We start from the raw sequence: 14,731 nt of genomic DNA on the forward strand, positions 1-14,731 counted from the left end.
TACGGACATCCGTTGCGAACAGGGGCGATCAGCCCACCACGATCGGCTTCACGGCCGCCTTTGTCACCCGCGCCAGATCGCCCGGCGCCAGCACGATCTGCAAGCCGCGCCGGCCGCCGTTGACGACCATCTCCGGCAAGGCCTCGGCGCTGGCGTCGATGAAGGTGGGCAGGGCCTTGCGCTGGCCGAGCGGGCTGATACCGCCGACCAGGAAACCGGTCGTGCGCTCCGCCAGCGCGGGATCGGCCATGTCGGCCTTCTTCGCGCGGGCCGCCGCGGCCAGGGCCTTCAGGTCCAGCTTCGCCGCGACGGGGATGACCACGCAGGCCAGCGCCCCGTGATTCCTTGGCGGCTCCAGCTGCACGATCAGCGTCTTGTAGACCATCGCCGGGTCGAGCCCCAGCGCCGCCGCCGCGTGCAGGCCGATGGCGTCGGCCGCGGGGTCATAGTCGTATTCCAGCAGGCGGAAGGCGATTCCCGCCGCCTTGGCGGCGTTCACCGCCGGTGTGACCTTCGCCGCCATGGCGTCCTCGTCCGCATCTCGTGTTGGCCCCCATGGTGGGGGAGCGCGACCTTAGCAGAGCGGGACGCCCGGCGGGAGAGAGCCCGTGCGGGACGCGGCGGTGCACTCCGTTCGATGCCTCAATTTTGCCCTAATTGCGCAGGCCGTCATGCCAAAGGCCGTTGGACAGAATCGGCGCCGCCCGCGATTCTTGCGGCGACCGACACCGCAACCCTGTCTTCCTGTCACGGAGCATCATGGTCCCGCGCACTCTGCTCGTCGTCGATGACGACCCAGCCCTGGAAGGCTTGCTGCAAGACGCCTTGCCGGTGTGCCGCGTGGTCGCCGCCGGCGGGGTGGGAAGGGCGCTTCAGGCCGTGCGGGAGCACCGGCCGCCAGTGGTCGCCCTGTCGGTGGCCGCCACGGTGGCCGCATCGGAGGTCGTGGCAGGGAACAGCACGGCGGCACCGCCATCAGACGGGCTGGACGCGCTGACGCAGATCCTGGGGGCTGTGCCGTCCATCAAGGTCATCGCGCTGACGCCGCGCGACCAGCGGATGCTGGCGGTGCGCGCGGTGGCGCGCGGGGCTCACGACGTGTGCTGCACCCCCATCGACGCCGGCGAACTGGCCATCGTGGTGCAGCGCGCCTTCCACCGCGCCGACCTGGAACAGGAAGGGCGCCGGCTGAACACCGGCGACGCGCCGCCCACCCTGCGCGCCCTGCGCGACGAGACCGAGCGCAGGGCCTTGCTGGACGCGCTGGCCCGGTCCGGCGGCAACCTGTCGGCCACCGCCCGCCTGCTGGGCGTCAGCCGGCCGACTCTCTACAGCCTGCTGCGCCAGCACGGCATCCGCGCGGAATAGCAGCGGACTTACTCGCCGCGATTCGACGGGTTGCCGATCATCGTCAGGAACTCCCGCCGCGTCGACGGGTCGGTGCGGAAGGCGCCCAGCATGCGGCTGGTCACCATGGTGACGCCGGTCTTGTGCACGCCGCGCGTGGTCATGCACTGGTGCTGCGCCTCGATCACCACGGCCACGCCCTCGGGCTGGAGCACCTGGTCGATGGTGTTGGCGATCTGCGCGGTCATCTTCTCCTGAATCTGCAGGCGCTTGGCGTAGGCCTCGACCAGCCGCGCCAGCTTGGAGATGCCGACCACGCGATGGCGCGGCAGGTAGGCCACATGCGCCTTGCCGATGATCGGCACCATGTGGTGCTCGCAGTAGGACTCCACGCGGATGTCGCGCAGCACGACCATCTCGTCGTAGCCGTCCGTCTCCTCGAAGGTGCGCTGGAGGATCTCCACCGGGTCGATCCCGTAGCCGGCGAAGAATTCCTCGTAGGAGCGGACCACCCGGTCCGGCGTGCCGACCAGCCCTTCGCGCGTCGGGTCGTCGCCGGCCCAGCGGATCAGCGTGCGGACGGCCTCCTCCGCCTCAGTGCGCGAGGGGCGGGTGTCGTCGCGCTGGGGTGCCGCCGTGGAGGCTGCCGCGGATGATTGCGTGTGGCCTGGGCCGCGGACGACGTTGTCGGCGTGCGGGGTCTTGGGAGCCGTCACGGGAAAAACCTTTCGATGCCTGAGCCGTGATGTCGGGTATTTGTACGAATGTCCGCCGGGCCGGATCACCCGGGCCGATCCGAATTTTTCTCGCAAGTGGCCCCGAAGGCCAGAGATTCAAGGCGCCCGTCCGGCGCCTGCGGCAATAAGTTGCGGTGCCGAGGGACTAATTCAGCTGTCGGGGCTGGTGGGGGCTGTCGAGGGAAAAAGCGGGGATGTCCACGTCGAACATCTCTCCACCTTTGGTTTCCATCCGGTAACTGCCGACCATGATGCCGGACGGCGTGGGCAGCGGCGTGCCGCTGGTGTATTCGAAGGAACCGCCGGGCTCCAGCACCGGCTGCTCGCCGACCACGCCGGGGCCGCGCACCTCCTGCACGCGCCCCAGCGCGTCGGTGATGTGCCAATAGCGCGTGCGCAGCTGGACCGTCTCGGGGCCTTCGTTCTCGATCCGCACGTGATAGGCCCAGACGTAGCGGTTCTCGGCGGGCATCGACTGCTCCTCCAGGAAAACCGGCTGGACGGTGATGCGGATCGCGCGGGTGACTTTCGTGTACATGGCGGCACTCCCTCGCAAAGAATAGGGGGCCGGCGAAGCGGCTGTCCAGGGGGCAGGCGGCGATTCCCCGGCCGTAACGGGCCATGCCGATGCATGCGGGACACACCCGCGAGCCATGCGGCGGCGTACGGGCTTCGTCCTTTTACGGTCTCTTGAACCCCCTGACCGTCGGTGATATATGCGGACGTCCCAGCAACGGTCCATGAGCCTGGCCCATGCCGCGTTCGCACGAAGTCAGCATCCGACGACGACGCCTTGCCGCGCTTTGCGCGGCTGCGGCCGTCCTTGGGTCGCGTGCGGGCGCTTCGGGCCTCCGCCGGCACTGAACCGGCGAACCCCCGGCGCGGCGGCGCGATCCGCCTCTGACACACTCTTCCCGCCGGGATGCCACTGCACATGATCATCTCTCTCGAAGAGCCGCGGCACGCTGCCGCGATCGAAGCGCTGCTCGACCGGTCCTTCGGTCCCGACCGCTTCAAGAAGACCGCCTACAAGCTGCGGGACGGGGTGGACCCGATCCCGGACCTGAGCCTTGTCGCCATCGAGCATGACGAGCTGGGCAACGAGGTCCTGGAAGGTACGATCCGCTACTGGCCGGTGACCATCGGCGGCCCGGTCGCCGGGGTCGCCGGAGGTGGGGTGCCGGCGCTGCTGCTCGGCCCCATCGCGGTGTCGGAGCGGTTCCAGGGCGGCGGCCTGGGCAGCAAGCTGATCCGCATGAGCCTGAACAAGGCCGCGGCCCTGGGCCACCGCGCGGTGATCCTGGTGGGCGACGCCCCCTATTACGCGCGGTTCGGCTTCACGCGGGACCTGACGCTGGGCATGGCCCTGCCGGGGCCGGTGGACCTCGACCGTTTCCTGGGTCTGGAACTGGTTCCGGGCGCCCTGGCCGGCGCTGTCGGTATGGTCGGCCGGGCGGAGGTCGGCGTGTCCACCCTGATCCCTAATTCCGTGGTGGCCCCGCTGGCCACCGCCGCATCCTTCCGTGATATTTCAGAATCCCGCCTGTGGCGTGCTCGGACCGCTTGAAAGCGGCGTGAGCGTCGCCTATAAACATGGGGCGGCGCGGGTGTAGCTCAATGGTAGAGCAGAAGCTTCCCAAGCTTACGACGAGGGTTCGATTCCCTTCACCCGCTCCAAAGTCCGCCACATCTCCCCGTCTTCGCGCTTGAAATTTTTGGGACGAATTGGGACGCTGGCCCCTGCGGCGTGTCCCTGGACGGTGTCCCATGGCGACCATCGAGCAGCGCGGCCCCTTCCAGTTCCGAGTCAAAATCCGTCGCGGCGGCATCACCGAGTCGCGCACATTCGAGAGCCGGCGCGAGGCCCAGGAGTGGGCCCTCGTGACGGAGGGCCGGATCGTCGGTGACGACTACCAGGATCAGCGCTTGGCGCGCCGCACCACCCTTGGCGACGCCCTCGAGTGGTTTCGCGAGCACGGCATCGACCGCGGCCGCGCCGACGCCAAGAACAAACTGTCCAAGATCCAATACTGGCTGGAAACGGACTTCGCCCGTTGGTCGCTGGTCTCCGTAAGGCCCTGGGATCTTGTCGAGTGGCGCCGCGGCCTGCTCGACGAGGACAGTGCCGAGGACGGTGGGACCGTCGGCCCGAAAGCCGCGTGCTCGCCGCAAACCGTTATCCACCGCCTCAATGTCCTGAGCCAAGTTTACCAGATCTGGTCCCTCGCGCATTGCGTGGCGGTCGCCAACCCGGTCATCCCCAAGGTACGGCCGCCGGCACCGCGCGGTCGCGACCGCCGTCTCCGCGACGGCGAGGAAGCGCGACTCCTCGCCGCCAGCGATCGATCGTCGCGGCCTTGGCTGAAGGCCGCCATCGTGCTGGCGATCGCGACGTGCACGCGGCAGGCCGAACTCGCCGATCTCACCTGGGACCGCGTCCATGCCGACGGTCCCGAACCCCACGTCTATCTGCCGAAAACGAAGAACGACCGCGCTCGGACCGTCCCGTTGTCGACCCGCGCCGTCGCCGCTTTCCGCAGCCTGCGTCCCGAGGACGGTACGGACCTCCATGGTCGCAAGGTCTTCCCCATCGTGACGCCGCGCGGCATCCTGCACGCCTTCCGGGACGTCGCGACGGAGCGGGAGTTCCCCGACCTGCGCTGGCATGACCTGCGCCACGAGGGCATTTCGCGTCTTTTCGAGACCACCGACCTGCGCGACAACGAGATCATGGCCATTACCGGCCATCTCCGTCCGGAGATGCTGCGGCGCTACACCCATCTGAGGACCAGGCAACTCGCCGCGCGCTTGGGGTAAGGCGTTACCAACGCGCCGCTCCGTTCCCAATGTGCGCGGATTGACCATGGCCACACGCCCAGGCCATCCTCGCCACCAGCTACGGTCATGACGATACCGTTCACAAACGCGTGCGGTGCACGCGTTTGTGAACGGTCCGCCGCTGCCAGCACGCGGAATGACAGGCGTGATCCGGATGGTTCCGGTGATCATTCCGTCCGCAGGCACCAGGGCCAAGCCGCGTCGTGGCTGTCGAGACTCGAGGGGCGCAGGCCCTCCGTCCCTGCATGCCGGCAGCTCCCGAGGAGGGACCATGTCGGATGCATATGGTGGGAAATAGCGACGGCTCCGAGTGTCCGCAGGGTTGCCGTCCGCGCCGTAGCCTCCGCGGGTGGTGCTGCCCTGCGGAGGTTTCACGATGCCGTCCTCATCCCCAAGGTATCTCACCACGAGCGCCGCCGCCGAACACCTCGGCGTCTCCTGTTCCACGCTGTCCCATGCGCGTGGCAAAGAGAAAGGGCCGCCCTTCAGCCATTGGCCCTGCAGCTCTATCGTACGCTACGACGTGCATGATCTCGACGCGTGGATGGCCAAGCTGAAGACCCTCGGCTCCGACGGGGCCACTTCCCGGAAGCGTCGTCGTGGGGCGCCCTCCAAGACGGAACGCGTAGCCCGGCGCCTTCAGGATGGATTGAACGGCGGCCCATCCACTAAACCTGGTAAGTAGCCCTTGCAACGGAGACGGGCGCACGGCTGAGTAACACGCCCGTCTCCGCGGTAGCGCCGTCGAATGGAGCCAGCCGTATGCCGCTCCAGGGAGTTGAGGTGACGCCCCATTTCCACGCCCAAGCCACTGCGAATAATTGACCCGGTTGCACTTTTCAGCTATATACTAACAAAGGTTTGATTCAACTTGCGTCGCGTGCGATTCGCCAAGATTCTAGAGGTACGAGAAAAAATGAGCCAAACGAGTTCGGTTGAGGGCGACATGGAAAACGGCAACAAGATCATCATCGACCTCAGCAGAGACCCGCGCGATGCGAATGTGTTCTCGGACAACAAAAAAGTCATACAGCGTCACGCGCTAACGAGGCTTGGCCAGCTGCTTCGCCAAAGTTTAGCAATGATTGAATCCGATGCTCCTGTCTCCCGGCAGCATGGACATTTGACTAGCGGAACCGGTGTGGCGCCTATAGGTGTTGGGCAATGGGGGGCTCTTTTACCAAACCCACAACCGAATATTGTTTATCAGCGGCGGCATGATGCCATTTCTATCCATGGGCAGCGTGGTAGCGGTAAAACCACCTTTATTTTGAACGCATTAGACGCCCTGATGCACAACCCAGAATTCGCTGCAAACAACGGTTTCAAGCAGGGCGAGGTCCGAAGCTTGGGCATCATTGACCCGACGCTTATTGAAACGAAGGAGCATGTGATTGTAACGCTCCTTACGAAAATAAAGCAGGAGGTTGACTACGCCCGGCTCCTCCGCACGGACCGAGGAGCTGATGCAGCTTATGACACTTGGGAACTATCTTTGCGGGACTTGGCGGAAGGCCTTTCACTCCTCGACGATATCGGCAGCAAAACTCCGTACGGCGAAGATTGGCAGGATGCCCAGTATATCCTTGAACGTGGCCTCGGTCGCGCAGCGAGCGGCACAGGGTTTGAGCAAAAATTTCACAGATTTGTCAAAAATAGTCTTGAGTTTATTGGGATCAGAGCTTTTGTTCTGGCTTTTGATGATATAGATACGGCCTTTGATCGTGGTTGGAATGTGCTTGAGGCAATACGAAAATATCTGACCACTCCGTTTTTGATCACCATTGTGCTCGGTGACCTTGACCTTTACTCGATGCTTGTGAGGAACAGGCAATGGTCGAGCTTCGGGGACACCTTCCTCAAGCAGGAACAATGGCTACAAGAGAAAGGGGCTGCACTTGCACCGAATGGAGGCGTCTCCAGGATGGCAGCCATCTCAGCCATGGTTGACAAACTCGAGTCCCAGTACCTCTTGAAAGTGCTCAAACCAGAGAACAGGATCAATCTCGAGCCGGTCAGTAAGTACGTGGACTGGATTGTGGTCAAGCGCGAGAAGCCTGAAACTGACATGGCGCTTTCCAACTTCCTTGACGAATACGCAAAGGATCTTTTCGCGGTCCGAAGCCAGCTTGAGCTGGACTTGTTCCGCGAAGCGATCCTCAGGCAGCCAACAAGGACTCTCGTCCAGTTGCTCCAAGGCCGCCGCCTCCGCGATGCGGACCCGAAAAAGGACAAACAGGTCGAACGGGACTTCCTGAGAATGACGTTTGCCAGCGAACTGCTGGCCCATGGCCTTCGTAGTGACGAGATGGGTTCTGCGAACTCGGCTCGCTTGATTGCAAACTTAGCGACATGGCTCGGGGACAAGGACTGGAAGGAAGCCTATCGTTTTCGTCCTGACCAGCAGGATGAGACCCTGAACTTGGCTGTTTTCGCGATTGCGTCTTCTCTCGTTGCTGGCTTCGAGGGCGAACCGGTCACGATGGTGGACTACCAGCTCAAGATCGCGAGGGCGCGCGAATGGGCACAGTGGCAGTCGGAAAAAGACGCCTTTGCAGCCTACATCAAGGCGGCGCGCTTGCATTCCGACATCAAGCTGCCGGATGTCGTCGGTTTCACGTTGGCATTTGACAGGGCACGCAAAAAAAGAAACGCTGAGCATGTTATTCGTTACGGAGCAGCTCCTATCCCGTTCAAGACCTTCGATTCGAGGGGGTGGTTGGAGCTTTATGGATTGCGTGGAGGGAAGGTGGAGTGCCAGCAACAGGATAGCAACACCAAAACGCCGCAAACCGAAGTTATTCAATTCAGCAACTTGCTCGCTGCTTTAAAGAAGCTGAAATCTGATATTCTGCCGTTCCTAGAAGAATTCAATTCGAAGGTGTCTAGCGCCTCAGGTGCTAACGTGCATCTACTAAAGAGGTTCATATGTCCAACGTATGAGCAGATGGCGGACCAGACCAGTGGTGCGGCCGCCATAGTAATGGCACTTCCATTAATCAGAATCCAAGCCAGTATGGGTACGGAGGCTGGCGTCTATGCCTTCGATGCCTTGCTAGCTGTAGTGGCGGAGCTCCTCCGGCTACCGTCCGACGAGCACCTGAAGGGCCGCATTCGGGGACTTCTGAAAGCCAGATTTGCCGCGCAGGCGTATGGGGCATCCGAGCAGCACGTCGATGCGAGCACGGAGGCAAGCCCACCACAGGATGAGTCATCGACGGATGATTTGCTATCGGATGAGGACGAAGAGACTACCGAAAGTCAGAGCCCGGATAGCGAGAGCGAGCAACTCGTTGTGAGGCTCGTTGAATCTTTGGTCGTGTGGCGCGAAAAAATTGGCACCGAAAATGGCCCGGTGGAAGCGCCTGTCACCCTCGCGAGAGCGTGGGCGCGGTTTATGGAAACGTGCGTGAGCATCGAGGGCAAGTTGAAGCCGCTGAAGACCCGGTACCTAGGTGTCCTCATGCATCGCTACATCGTTGCCTACTTCAACGCACTTTTGGTGGAATCCCTCCGAGCCGCCGGTGACCACAAGGATGTCGAACTGAGAAATCCCGTCACCGACGATGGCGGCTTCCTCTCAAACCTTTCGTGCGCCGAAAGCGTGAAAGAGGCGCCATGGTTGTTTAAGTCGCTTTTCTCTTGCCCGTTGTGGGCGTTTTTCCTAGACCCAGCCGGGAAGGCGGTAAACGGTTGGTCCGTGCTTGATCGGCAGCTTCATTATTTGAATGCATATCAGGAGAGAATTGACTCAACCCAACCCCAAGCGGCGGCCGCGGCAGCGAAAGGATCAAGAAGCCGATCGGCGAAGCAACCGGTGTCCGGAACGGTTGCGCACGAAGGTGTTGGGACTGGTTCTACCAGCCTACCCGATAGGACTTTCCTGGAAGTCACAAAGGCCAAACTCCATCTCTCGGGTAAAGAAGTCAATGTTGACCTCGAATTCGACAACCTTTATCACCCGCTCAACGCGCTCTTCCTCCAAGGAAATTCGCGCCCCCGGCCCATCAAAATGATGTCAAGCTCTGCGGATAACAGCGGGAATTAGGTCTCGAGATGCCAGGACTGATTTATCGGAGGGTTTTTGAGGATTGGGAAACTCTTGATGAGATAGTTTCCGGGGGTATTCCTACTGTCCAAGACATTAAGCGCCGGCTTTTCGTCATTGAGCGGAGGACAGACGCGGCACGGCCGGACCACTATTACAAAGGGTATTTGGCGGACCGGCTTGGGAAGGCCGGTAGCCACGCCAGCTTGCTTCGGGAGGCCTTGTGCCGGTTGGCGGACACTTACTTGTTTGCGCGCGATTACCAAATCAACGTTCGTCCGGAACGCCACGACGAATGGCAGAACCTGCTGCCATTCGTCTCGCCGCTGATCGTTATGGCTGCATGCATTGAGCAGAACCTCGGACGGTCCCGAACGGGGTACATGCCGGACGACGCGGCGTTGCGACGCTACCTGGAGTCTTGTCTGCCTCATTCGAGCCTTCCCCTACTACGCTTGCCTTTGGTGGACGACCTCATAGAGGGTGATGGCTTACAAGAGCTGCACATGCATCTCACCGGCGGGACCGAACTTGACGTCCTCTGGTTATCAATTATGGAGAATCCCAACGGGTTCCTAAGCGAGATCTCCCGCGTCGATAAGCCGGGTGTGAAGGAGCTTTATGAGCAGGTCCGCCCCGGTCTCACTGCTTTGAAGTTCAGCCGCTATATCCGAACAGCGAGACGGCTCCGCTGGATGATCAGCGAGTCCGCTTTTAACGGCGCTCCTCTCCACCCGGAGGACATTCGCCGTGCCCATCGCGGGTTGTCTCCGCTGTTTTCTGGTGGGCGGGATTGGGCGCTGCACCCCCTGAAGAAGTTTCGACCGCGACTTGCCAGCGATCTCACCCCGATTCAGGCGGAGCTCGCGTGGCATACCCTCGTGCTCCGCGAACTGGGGAGCGGGGCTGTGCCGGGCTTCGCCTCGGCGGTCCATGCGTACCTACTATCGATTGGGATGGTGGCCAAGCTGAGTGTCCAACAGGTCGACCAGTTCGGTTTCGACCAATTCCAAAAATTTACCTGGAATGGCCTCCGTGAGGACGTGGAACGGTCGTATAGGGACCGGTTTGCTCAGCTGACCGGCCCGGGGGGGAGGGATATTGCGACCATGGAGGGGCGCTTCGCGCCGAAGAAGTCGCGCGGAGCAACCGCGCGCCTTCTAAAGAACGTGCTTTCAGGTTTCGAACGGTTTCGCCACGACCATGGCCAGGATAGCGGAGACCGTCGCCCGGAACTAAAACTCGTGGCTCATTTTATCAAGGAGCCAGACAAGACAGAACACGAGCAAGCCGCCTCTTGCCGCCACTTCGCCATGCGGCGGCGGTTGGTGAAGGATGGTCGCGAATTCATGGCTTTCATGCAGGGGCCGGGAGAACAGAAGCGGGTGGTGGTTGGGATCGACGCGGCCGCAAACGAGCTCCATGCTCCGCCGGAGGTGTTCGCGCCGCTCTTCCGGACGCTCCGCCACAATGGCTTTTCCAACGTGACTTTTCATGCCGGCGAGGACTTCGAACACTTAGTGTCCGGCATCAGGGCGGTGGCCGAAGCTGTATGCTTCCTTGACATGCAGTCCGGACACCGGATCGGGCATGCGACCGCTATAGGAGTGGATCCGAGCCTCTGGCAGCAACGGATTGGTCCGCGCCTCATGCTCCGTCGGCAAGATTACCTGGACAACCTTGTTTTCATACACTCGATGCTTCTCGCGCGGGATCCTACGCTCGCTCACCGCTTGGAAGGGAAGATCAGTGACATCGCCGCCTCCATTCACGGCCGCCCGATCCTGGCTTCTACCCTGCACCGTGCGTGGAAGCTGCGCTTTCTTGACCCACTGGTCTGTAACGAGGTGATCAAAGAGAAGGCATCCAGCTGGTGGCGTGTCGCGGGAATAGAAAAGTTTAGGGACCACGTCTTCTCCAAACGTATTGGGTTCGAGTGGCGCCGAGAATGTGCTCTTGTCTTGGACTGCCTTGCTCAAGATGAGGAAGCAGTCGAACTGTTTACCTGGTACCACAGCTTCAAAGGGCGCCGGAGCGGGGCGGAATGGGTTGAGGTTGACACGTTGGAAGTTGGCCGGGAGGGGCTTGTAGCCTTGCAGCACGCCGTCATTGAGCTGCTCAACCAACGCGGGATTGGCATAGAGACGTTGCCAACGAGCAATGTCCGCATCAGTGTCTATGACCATTACGCTGACCACCACCTTTTCCGTTGGTTAGGCTTGCGGGAAGCCGAGTTCGGGGCTCGAGCTCCGCGCCCACTGGTCTGCGTCGGGTCGGATGATCCCGGGATCTTTGCGACAAACTTGAGAAACGAATTCAACCATTTGTTCCTCACGCTCGTCGAGCACTTCGGACTGTCTCCCTGCGACGCGCGGGCGGTCCTTGATCGATTGAACCAGAATGGGCGTGCGCTGCAATTTAAGTCAATGTCAGCGTGAGTTGGCTTCAGCGCTGGGCAAGGCGGAAATCGAATCGGTGCACTTTGCAGAACGTGAGGTTAATCCCAAAGACCTCATACCGAAGGCGTTTGATGGAAGCCATCCAACGCCTTCGGTTCTAACCCGACAGCACATGGCGTAGCACTGTGCAAAGGGGCCATACGGCCGGCCGATTATGGAACTCTTCATGCGCCGACCGTATCATATGGTTGGAAAATGATCACTTCCATCATTTTCCAACCTTGGAACTTGGCAGATCAATGTCGAGGCATTGATCGTAAGGGGCATGCCACCGGCGCTTGAAGGCGCCGGTGGCATCATTCATCCTCAGGCTCCGCCTCGAGAAGGTCTTCAAGGGAAGGGCTGCCAAGCTCTCCTTCGTTAGCCGCTTCCCCGACTTCCATGTCCTGCTCTTCGGTGGGATTGGCGAGCTGCACGTCCGGTTTAGCCGAGAGCCAATCCTCAAATTCTAGCTTTTTGATGCCGAACCAGCGGAATAGCGCCTTGCGGAGAGTTTCCTCAGCCGTGTTTCTCGCCCGTTTCTCCAATTCAGTCCTGCCGATGCCGGGTTCCGCTTTGCGCAGGGCTCGCTCGATCTCCCTGGTCAGGTAACTGAGGTAAGCAGCACGTCCTTCGTCACGCGCCACCTTAACAAGCGCCGGATCGAGGACAGCGGCCAAGTGCGCGAGCCCTTCTGGGGTCGCCAGCAACTCCAGCCAGAAATACCGGAACTGAACGGCGAAGGGCGTGTCGAGCTTGGGAATACGGTTTAGTGCGTCCTGGTGCCCGCCCCAGAGCATGGTACGCCGGCCAAACTCACTTTTAGGCCCCCCCTCCAGCGCGGCATTTGCAGCTAGGATAATTGCGTTGGTAAAGCTAGGCATCGCGTCTAGCACGACGTTGCCGCGTTTGGCCAGCGTTCGTGCCCCCAGGACGAAGCCTAGCTGACAGGCGTTAGTGCCAAAGATGTCAAACGCACCGTTGACCGCCTTCGCGGTCTCAGTGTCGAGCGGTTTGGGCTTGGAAGGGTCGTGCTTTCCAACATAAAGGCTGGCACGCAAGTCGAGGAAGTCTTGCTTTTTTTGCTGCAACACTTCCCAGGTCCGGACAATGTCAGTCTTTTCGACCTTGGGCTGCTTCAGGTCAGCTCGCAGCTTGTTCATTCGTTCCCAGTGCTCGTAGCTGTCCCGGATGGTCCAGTACATGCCGACGCCCTCGAAGATGGCGTCTTTTGCCAACGAGTCGGTCGAGCCAGCGGTAGCCCAGCCATGGCGGAGCTTAGTCAGCGCATCGCCATGGGTCTTGTAGGGCAGCAGATCGCTTAGCATGCGTACGACGAATGAACCCCAGCCGCGCATCAGCTGGTCTTGCATGAACCCTAACGTCGACCGCGGGAAATTTGTGGCGCTGATATCGGCACGGTCCATGTCCTCCACGGTTTCGCCGATCCCTTCGTCGATTTGCAAGGTCTCGCGCATGAATTGTGCGCGCTCGAACTCGCTCTCGCGCCCACCGAAACTCACGTCCAGCTTGTCGACGTACCGGAGCGGGCCGAAGATACTCCTGTTAATGCAGTCTCTCAACGTGATTACATTCGAGATCACGCTCCACTTGGAACTGGAGGCTTGGTCTCGCCCAGGGTGATCGTACTCCACCGCGTAAATCGGAAGTGTATCAGAGGAACTACGGAAGGTGTTGAGAACGGATCGCGTGAAAATGCCGATTAGGTCGGCATCGGACAGCAGGAGGATGCGAGACTCGCTGGGCTTGCGCGCATTCTGGTTGACATCAACGAAAAGCTTGCGTGCTGCTCCGTGGTGGTCGCCACCCTCTTCATTCTCGTCCGGGAACCAAACCAGTGTGACAGGAAACTCAAGGCTTTGCAGCAATGCTCGCCGATCAGCCTCGCTTTTCCCCTTCAAGATTTCCTGAATAACGGGCTCATAGAAGTACTTGTACTTCTCTCCGGACTCGCTCCAGCTGTTGTTGATGGTCCTATCGATAGCGAGAAGGGCCATGGCACGGTGCTGTCCGTCAATCACGACCAGCTTGGTTTCCTCGGGGTTCCACGAAAGGCGACCAATCCTAATCTCGAAATCGTCGCCTTGGTCGTCTAGCATGCGCTCGAACTGGAAGGCCGACCCGAACTGCGTGCCGCGCCAATTGCCGATTTCGTCCTTCGGCTCGACGGTGGTCGCGACCGGAAACGTCTTGCGTGGGTCGTTGCCGTTGAATGGCAGGACAGCCGCGACGATGGGCGGAAAGAAGGCCGGCCCGGTGCGACCCGCGGTCAGCACATAGTTTACGAGCTCCGTGGCCACCCTGTGGTCGTCGAGGTCGCGTTGAAGCAATTGGTTGAAGTCCATGGACTGCGTCGGAAGGACCTCGCGTACAGGCCGTAGGGCGCGAGCTAGGCGCCGTTCGCGGTCCTTGGCTGTGGCGCCGATCCGCGCCTTCGTCTCAAGGAACGCCACCGTTCCAGCGGGTGTGGTGAACTGCCCCCACGTCCCGTAGACGGACTGTTGGAACTCAATCTTGGGCCCGCTTTTCGCAAACATTACCGCATCCCCGCAAACGGTCGGTGCCAACGGTTGAGGAGCCACTCGGCGACGCCGGCGACCTCCCTCAGCTCCTGCTCGGAGCATTGTGTCTTCGCTAAGGGCGCGATGGGAAGTGTCGCGACCCAAAGGTGCTCTGGCTGGAAATCCTGAACGATTGCCCGGTCAGCAAAGCTCATTCCCTTCCGGCGCACCTGCTGTCGAAGAAGGCGGAGTTTTTGCTCGTCCGTGCCAATTGCGTCCCTGAGCTGCTTGTAGCGTACGGTGTGCTGATTGAGCCTCGACCGGATGTCTTTGGCCACGCCAATGTAGATAGGAGCTGAGATTCGGGGTGTGGCTGCCGATAGGACGTCTGCAAGGAGCTGCCGGAGTCGCTGCTGCCCGACAACCTCATCAAAGGTCGACGGAGGAGACGCCTCGGGTTCGGCCCCATCGGCGGACTTATCGGCTGAGCCCAGTACCCGCGCCTGTATCGCTTCGCGGCTATAGTCCTCAAGCTCCCCTCGCCAATCTGCGCCGAAGGTATTCCGCGCTCGCAGGTCAATCTGCGATGGCTGGAACCGCAGCAGGTGCCGGGCTAGGACCTTCCTGAATCGCCCCTCACCTTGGTCAGCCCCATTGGCGTCGACCGCCCGAGCTAAGTCCGGCAGGGAAACACTGAAAACGGCGTACCATGCGTACAACCCGGGCCCTGTGGGGGCCTGATCGACCTCCGAGAACCGGAGGAGTTTCTCGTTGATTGTCATGCCAAAGGGGATCAGGGCA

General features: G+C 61.3%; 10 protein-coding genes and 1 tRNA gene. 6 read left to right on the forward strand and 5 right to left on the reverse strand.

Going from position 1 to position 14,731, the window contains the following annotated elements; all coding sequences use genetic code 11:
* Window positions 1-28: 28 nt before the first annotated feature.
* Window positions 29-523: a Cys-tRNA(Pro) deacylase gene (gene ybaK / locus ACSVC7_RS08210; RefSeq protein ID WP_448203544.1), complete on the reverse strand. Its 495-nt coding sequence runs from the start codon at window positions 521-523 to the stop codon at window positions 29-31.
* Window positions 524-759: 236 nt separating this feature from the next.
* Here ybaK and ACSVC7_RS08215 point away from each other — a divergent pair, with 236 nt between their 5' ends.
* Entirely contained in the window at window positions 760-1,368 is a 609-nt protein-coding gene (locus ACSVC7_RS08215) for a helix-turn-helix domain-containing protein (RefSeq protein WP_448203543.1), read from the forward strand.
* An 8-nt stretch (window positions 1,369-1,376) separates the two neighbouring features.
* Here the strand turns inward: ACSVC7_RS08215 and folE are convergent, their stop codons facing one another.
* Together folE and apaG are read right to left on the reverse strand one after the other, a co-directional pair.
* On the reverse strand, window positions 1,377-2,063 hold the full coding sequence (folE, locus tag ACSVC7_RS08220; protein ID WP_448203542.1) for a GTP cyclohydrolase I FolE: 687 nt from the start codon (window positions 2,061-2,063) through the stop codon (window positions 1,377-1,379).
* Between the two features lie 166 nt (window positions 2,064-2,229).
* Window positions 2,230-2,622 carry a Co2+/Mg2+ efflux facilitator ApaG/CorD gene (gene apaG, locus ACSVC7_RS08225; RefSeq protein ID WP_448203541.1) on the reverse strand — a complete coding sequence of 131 codons (393 nt, stop codon included), beginning with the start codon at window positions 2,620-2,622 and terminating at the stop codon, window positions 2,230-2,232.
* Window positions 2,623-3,018: 396 nt separating this feature from the next.
* Here apaG and ACSVC7_RS08230 point away from each other — a divergent pair, with 396 nt between their 5' ends.
* The 5 genes from ACSVC7_RS08230 to ACSVC7_RS08250 all read left to right on the forward strand — a co-directional run bounded on the left by ACSVC7_RS08230 (window position 3,019) and on the right by ACSVC7_RS08250 (window position 11,408).
* A complete protein-coding gene (locus tag ACSVC7_RS08230) occupies window positions 3,019-3,651 on the forward strand; it encodes a GNAT family N-acetyltransferase (protein ID WP_448203540.1) in 633 nt (210 codons plus the stop codon).
* Between the two features lie 36 nt (window positions 3,652-3,687).
* Window positions 3,688-3,761 (forward strand) — tRNA-Gly (locus ACSVC7_RS08235).
* Window positions 3,762-3,851: 90 nt separating this feature from the next.
* Entirely contained in the window at window positions 3,852-4,901 is a 1,050-nt protein-coding gene (locus tag ACSVC7_RS08240; RefSeq protein ID WP_448203539.1) for a tyrosine-type recombinase/integrase, read from the forward strand.
* Between the two features lie 967 nt (window positions 4,902-5,868).
* Window positions 5,869-8,970, forward strand: coding sequence for a hypothetical protein (locus ACSVC7_RS08245; RefSeq protein ID WP_448203538.1), 3,102 nt, complete (start codon window positions 5,869-5,871; stop codon window positions 8,968-8,970).
* A 230-nt stretch (window positions 8,971-9,200) separates the two neighbouring features.
* Window positions 9,201-11,408, forward strand: coding sequence for a hypothetical protein (locus ACSVC7_RS08250; protein ID WP_448203537.1), 2,208 nt, complete (start codon window positions 9,201-9,203; stop codon window positions 11,406-11,408).
* A gap of 317 nt (window positions 11,409-11,725) precedes the next feature.
* Here ACSVC7_RS08250 and ACSVC7_RS08255 read toward each other — a convergent pair whose 3' ends face one another.
* A complete protein-coding gene (locus tag ACSVC7_RS08255) occupies window positions 11,726-13,966 on the reverse strand; it encodes a ParB N-terminal domain-containing protein (RefSeq protein WP_448203536.1) in 2,241 nt (746 codons plus the stop codon).
* Window positions 13,966-14,712, reverse strand: coding sequence for a GIY-YIG nuclease family protein (locus tag ACSVC7_RS08260; RefSeq protein WP_448203535.1), 747 nt, complete (start codon window positions 14,710-14,712; stop codon window positions 13,966-13,968). The genes ACSVC7_RS08255 and ACSVC7_RS08260 overlap by 1 nt, the downstream gene beginning before the upstream one ends.
* Window positions 14,713-14,731: the final 19 nt, after the last annotated feature.

Source organism: Azospirillum mesophilum (assembly GCF_053470405.2).

What these genes read in the sequence shown, in the direction of transcription:
- ybaK (WP_448203544.1), bottom strand. Translation starts at nt 523, where the DNA reads ATGGCGGCGAAGGTCACACCGGCGGTGAACGCCGCCAAGGCGGCGGGA.
- ACSVC7_RS08215 (WP_448203543.1), top strand. Translation starts at nt 760, where the DNA reads ATGGTCCCGCGCACTCTGCTCGTCGTCGATGACGACCCAGCCCTGGAA.
- apaG (WP_448203541.1), bottom strand. Translation starts at nt 2,622, where the DNA reads ATGTACACGAAAGTCACCCGCGCGATCCGCATCACCGTCCAGCCGGTT.
- ACSVC7_RS08230 (WP_448203540.1), top strand. Translation starts at nt 3,019, where the DNA reads ATGATCATCTCTCTCGAAGAGCCGCGGCACGCTGCCGCGATCGAAGCG.
- ACSVC7_RS08240 (WP_448203539.1), top strand. Translation starts at nt 3,852, where the DNA reads ATGGCGACCATCGAGCAGCGCGGCCCCTTCCAGTTCCGAGTCAAAATC.
- ACSVC7_RS08245 (WP_448203538.1), top strand. Translation starts at nt 5,869, where the DNA reads ATGGAAAACGGCAACAAGATCATCATCGACCTCAGCAGAGACCCGCGC.
- ACSVC7_RS08255 (WP_448203536.1), bottom strand. Translation starts at nt 13,966, where the DNA reads ATGTTTGCGAAAAGCGGGCCCAAGATTGAGTTCCAACAGTCCGTCTAC.
- ACSVC7_RS08260 (WP_448203535.1), bottom strand. Translation starts at nt 14,712, where the DNA reads ATGACAATCAACGAGAAACTCCTCCGGTTCTCGGAGGTCGATCAGGCC.